Below are 5105 nucleotides of genomic sequence, written 5' to 3' on the forward strand. Positions count from 1 at the left end.
ACCCTGGGCAACCGCTTCAACAACGGCAATTTCTTTGACAACCAGATGCTGTGTGGTGCCAAGGAGCCGACCTACGGCCAGCCGTGGAACTGCAACATCCCGGGCTTCGGCAGCCTGATCATCGGCCAGCAGGGCATCAAGACCCGCTCCACCCAGCTTCTGTTGTCGGCGCAGAAGCCGTACAGCAAGGAAAGCGGTTGGGGCACCTCGATCGCCTACACCTGGACCAATGCGCGCCACAACCGCAACATCAACGAGCACTACTCGTTCGATCGCGGCACCATCGGCGAGTACCCGACCATCAAGTCCAATGGCGCGCCGCGTCATCGCCTGGTGGTCACCGGTTCGTATGACGGTTTCTGGGGCATCACCTTTGGCGGCAAGCTGACCCTGGCTACGCCGACCCCGGGCAACGATTGGTCCTGCATCGCCCAGGCCGGCAATTCGAACTGCATGCCGACCCCGGCTGCCGGCACCCCGTCGGGCAATGGTCACTTCCTGCTCGGCGGCAAGATCTTCGGCTACCGCTCGCTGGATCTGCAGGCGACCAAGACCTTCAAGCTGGCCGGCGATACCGAGCTGTATGCCCGTATCGACATCATCAACGTGCTCAACTTCGACAACTTCTCGAACCTGAACTACGTGAAGCAGGACGGCACGCTGCTGGTGAGCTACAACGAGACCGGTGACGTCATCGGTACCCCGCGCCAGGTCAAGGCGGAAGTGGGCTTCCGCTTCTAAGCGGAGCGCTGATGCAGCATCACGGAGCCATCGGTTCGCCGATGGCTCCGGTTTCAACGGCAATGGCCGGCCTCCGGGCCGGTCCATTGCCCACGCCATTGCCGGGCAGGGGGCAATGGCGTGGGCAATGACCGCGGTGTCATCAACCACGTTTCCGTGGTTTTTTAAGACCGCACTTTGTAAACGATTTCAGGTCATTGGACGTTATGCTCTTTCATCGATCAGCCCACCGGAGGAACCGCGCCATGCAGGCACGCCACCTGATGACCGCCGCTGCGATGACCCTGGCCATCGCCGCCTGCAAACCGGCCCAGCAGGAGCCTGCCAAGCCGCGCCCGCCGGTGATCCTGATCGAGGCCGACGCACCGCCGCGGCCGATGAAGCCGGAGCTGCCGCCGCTTTTCGATGACATCGAGCGCCGCACCTTCCAGTTCTTCTGGGATACCACCAACGAGATCAACGGCCTGACCCCGGACCGCTATCCGTCGCGGCCGTTCGCCAGCATCGCCTCGGTCGGCTTCGCCCTGACCGCTTATCCGATCGGCATCGAGAACGGCTGGGTCAGCCGCAACCAGGCGATCGACCGCACCCTGACCACCCTGAAGTTCTTCCGCGACGTGCCGATGGGCCCGCAGCGCACCGGCAAGGCCGGCTACAAGGGCTTCTATTACCACTTCCTGGACATGCAGGAAGGGCGCCGCTACGACAGCTGGGTGGAACTGTCCTCGGTGGATACCGCGCTGTTGATGATGGGCGTGCTGTTCGCCCAGTCGTACTACGACGGCGACGATCCGCGCGAGAAGGAAATCCGGCAGATCGCCGACACCCTGTACAAGCAGGTCGACTGGCCGTGGCTGCAGCAGCGTGCGCCGCTGATCTCGATGGGCTGGTTCCCCGAGAACGGCTTCATCGACCATGACTGGATGGGCTACAACGAGGCGATGATGGTCTACATCCTCGCCCTGGGCTCGCCCAGCCACCCGGTCAGCCCGGATGCGTGGACGGTGTGGACGCGCACTTACGACAACGACTGGGGCGTCTACCAGGGCCAGGAATACCTGTCCTTCGGTCCGCTGTTCGGCCACCAGTACAGCCACGTCTGGATCGACTTCCGCGAYATCCAGGATGCGTACATGCGCGAGCGTGGCAGCACCTACTTCCTCAACAGCCGTTCGGCGGCGCTGGCCCAGCGCGAGTACGCCATCGCCAATCCGATGAACTGGAAGGAATATGGCGAGAACGTCTGGGGCCTGACCGCCAGCGATGGTCCGCAGAACACCACCCAGGAATACCGGGGCGAGCAGCGCCAGTTCCGCCATTACTCATCGCGCGGCGCAGGCCTGCGCGAGAATTTCGATGACGGTACGATCGCGCCGACCGCCGCGATCTCGTCGGTCGTGTTCGCGCCCGAGGAAGTGATTCCGGCCACGCTGGAGATGCACAAGCGCTACGGCGACTACATCTACTCCAGCTATGGCTTCCTGGATTCGTTCAATCCCAGCTTCAGCTACGACATCCCGATCAAGACCGGGCGGGTGGTACCCGATCGTGGCTGGGTCGCCAGCGACTACATCGCCATCGACCAAGGCCCGATCCTGACCATGATCGCCAACTACCGCAACGACTTCGTCTGGGACGTGATGAAGAAGAACCCGTACATCCGCAAGGGCCTGGAACGGGCGGGCTTCAGTGGAGGCTGGCTGGCGCCGGAAGGCTCCTTCCAGCCGCTGGAGCTGCAGAAGGATGAGAAGGCCGCCGCAGCGCGTGCGGTCGGTATCGCCGAATCACGTGCGGCCGCCGCGCAGGAACAGAAAAACAATGCCAACCGCAACACCGGCCAGGGGAAGTAACAAGGTGCACGACTGGAAACACCGCCTGCGACGCTGGGCATTGCCTGCACTGGCCGCGCTGTTCATGGCCGGCTGTGCCCGCCAGGAGCAGGGCACCACCACCGTGCGCTTCTGGGCGATGGGGCGCGAGGCTGAAGTGGTCAGCGAGCTGATCCACGAATTCGAAGCGGAGAACCCCGGCATCAAGGTCGATGTGCAGAACATCCCGTGGACGGCCGCGCACGAAAAGCTGCTGACCGCATTTGCCGCCGACGGCCTGCCCGATGTGTGCCAGCTGGGCAACACCTGGGTACCCGAGTTCGCCGAACTCAACGCGCTCACGCCGCTGCAGCCGTTCGTGCAGCATTCCACCGTTGTCGATCCGAAGGACTACTTCCAGGGCATCTGGGATACCAACGTGATCCACAACGAGCTGGTCGGGGTGCCGTGGTACGTCGATACCCGCCTGATCTATTACCGCAAGGACCTGCTGGCCAAGGCCGGCTTCGACCATCCGCCGCGCACCTGGGCCGAATGGGACGAGCAGATGGCCGCGATCAAGCGCATGCAGGGCCCGAACCGCTATGCGGTGCTGATGCCGATCAACGAGTTCGAGCAGCAGCTGTCGCTGGCCCTGCAGCAGCCCGATCCGCTGCTGCGCGACGACGACACCCGTGGCAATTTCTCCAGCCCCGGCTTCCGCCGCACGCTGGGGTTCTACGCCAACATGTTCGAGCAGGGCTGGGCGCCGAAGATGTCCGAGACGCAGATCTCCAACGTCTGGGATGAATTCTTCCGCGGCTTCAACGTGTTCTACATTTCCGGCCCCTGGAACATCCGCGAGTTCAAGAAGCTGCAGCCGAAGGAACTGGAAGGGCAGTGGGGCACGGCCGCGCTGCCGGGTCCGGACGGTCCGGGCGCGGGCATCGCCGGTGGAACCAGCCTGGTGATCTTCCGCAAGTCGCAGCAGAAGGAAGCGTCCTGGAAGCTGATCGAATTCCTGTCGCGGCCGGCAATCCAGGCGCGCTTCCACGCGATCATCGGCGACCTGCCGCCGCGTCGAAGCACCTGGAATGCGCCTTCGCTGGCCAACGATCCACTTGCCGCCGCCTTCCGAGACCAGCTGGAGCGGGTCAAGCCGACCCCGAAGGTGCTCGAATGGGAGCGCATCGTGCAGGAAATGCGCATCGTCACCGAACAGGTGGTGCGTGGCGGCCTGCCGCAGGACAAGGCCGTGGCCGAACTGGACCAGCGCGTGGACAAGGTGCTGGCCAAGCGTCGCTGGATGCATGAACAACAACGCCTGCAGCGCAGCGCACCCCCCTCGGGTTCGACCAGTGCAGTCGCGGCCGGGAGCCCGCAATGAAACGTACTTCGCTTGCCGGCTGGATCTTCGCCGGCCCCTCGCTGATCGTGCTTGGTGTGTTCYTCGGCCTGCCGGTGGCTTCGGCGCTGGCGCTGAGCGTGACCGACTTCGACCTGTATGCGCTGGCCGACAGCAGCAACCTGCGCTTCGTGGGTCTTGGCAACTACATCGACCTGCTGCAGACCCCGATGTTCTGGAAGTCGCTGTGGAACACCACCTATTTCGTGGTGATCGGCGTGCCGTTGTCGATCGGCGTATCGCTGGGCGCGGCGATGCTGCTCAATGCCCCGGCCGCGCGCTTCAAGGCGCTGTTCCGCACCGCGCTGTTCGCCCCGGTGGTRACCACSCTGGTGGCGGTGGCGGTGATCTGGCGCTACCTGTTCCACACCAGCTAYGGCCTGGTGAACTACGGTCTGGGCCATCTTGGCATCAGCCCGATCGACTGGCTGGGCGATCCCAACTGGGCGATGCCGACCATCATGCTGTTCGCGGTGTGGAAGAACTTCGGCTACAACATGGTGATCTTCCTGGCCGGCCTGCAGGCGATCCCGCATGACCTGTACGAGGCCGCGCGCATCGACGGCGCCTCGCGCTGGAAGCAGTTCCTGCACATCACCCTGCCGATGCTCGGCCCGGTGCTGCTGGTGGTCGGGGTGATCACCGTATCCGGTTACTTCCAGCTGTTCGCCGAACCCTATGTGATGACCCGCGGCGACCCACTGCAGAGCACCGTCAGCGTGCTGTATTTCATGTTCGAGGAAGGCTTCAAGTGGTGGAACCTGGGACGCGCCTCGGCTGTGGCGTTCCTGCTGTTCCTGATCATCCTGGCGGTGACCACCGTGATGCTGCGCTTTGGCCGCAAGAGGCAGTTGGTATGAGTCGTGAAATCGGCCAGTCACGCTGGCACCCGTGGATGATCAATGGCGCGCTGCTGGTGCTGGCCCTGGTCAGCCTGGCACCGTTGCTGTGGATGCTGTCGGTGTCGTTCATGCCGCAGGGCGAGGCCACCCATTTCCCACCGCCGCTGCTGCCGTCCAGCATCACCACGCACAATTACACCGAGCTGTTCGCGCGCACCGGCATGGGCGGCAACTTCGCCAACAGCCTGCTGGTGTCGCTGGCGATCACCCTCGGTTCGCTGCTGCTCAACACGATGGCCGGCTACGCTT

The 5105-nt window shown here is 63.8% G+C and carries 3 protein-coding genes and 2 pseudogenes; all 5 read left to right on the top strand.

Going from position 1 to position 5105, the window contains the following annotated elements; translation table 11 throughout:
- A pseudogene (locus tag AC1VAN_RS10715) lies at positions 1–741 on the top strand (hypothetical protein); the annotation flags it as partial.
- A 245-nt stretch (positions 742–986) separates the two neighbouring features.
- Complete coding sequence (locus tag AC1VAN_RS10720; RefSeq protein ID WP_025876509.1) at positions 987–2591, top strand: glucoamylase family protein; 1605 nt, start codon at positions 987–989, stop codon at positions 2589–2591.
- A 64-nt stretch (positions 2592–2655) separates the two neighbouring features.
- The gene (locus AC1VAN_RS10725; RefSeq protein ID WP_282440417.1) at positions 2656–3936 is read left to right on the top strand and encodes a sugar ABC transporter substrate-binding protein; all 1281 of its coding nucleotides are present in this window, start codon (positions 2656–2658) and stop codon (positions 3934–3936) included.
- A complete protein-coding gene (locus tag AC1VAN_RS10730) occupies positions 3933–4814 on the top strand; it encodes a carbohydrate ABC transporter permease (protein WP_480985779.1) in 882 nt (293 codons plus the stop codon). Before AC1VAN_RS10725 ends, AC1VAN_RS10730 begins: the two co-directional genes overlap by 4 nt.
- Positions 4811–5105 (top strand): annotated as a pseudogene (locus AC1VAN_RS10735) (carbohydrate ABC transporter permease); the annotation flags it as partial. The gene AC1VAN_RS10730 and the pseudogene AC1VAN_RS10735, both read left to right, overlap by 4 nt.

The organism is Stenotrophomonas sp. 05L44_2 (assembly GCF_056665995.1).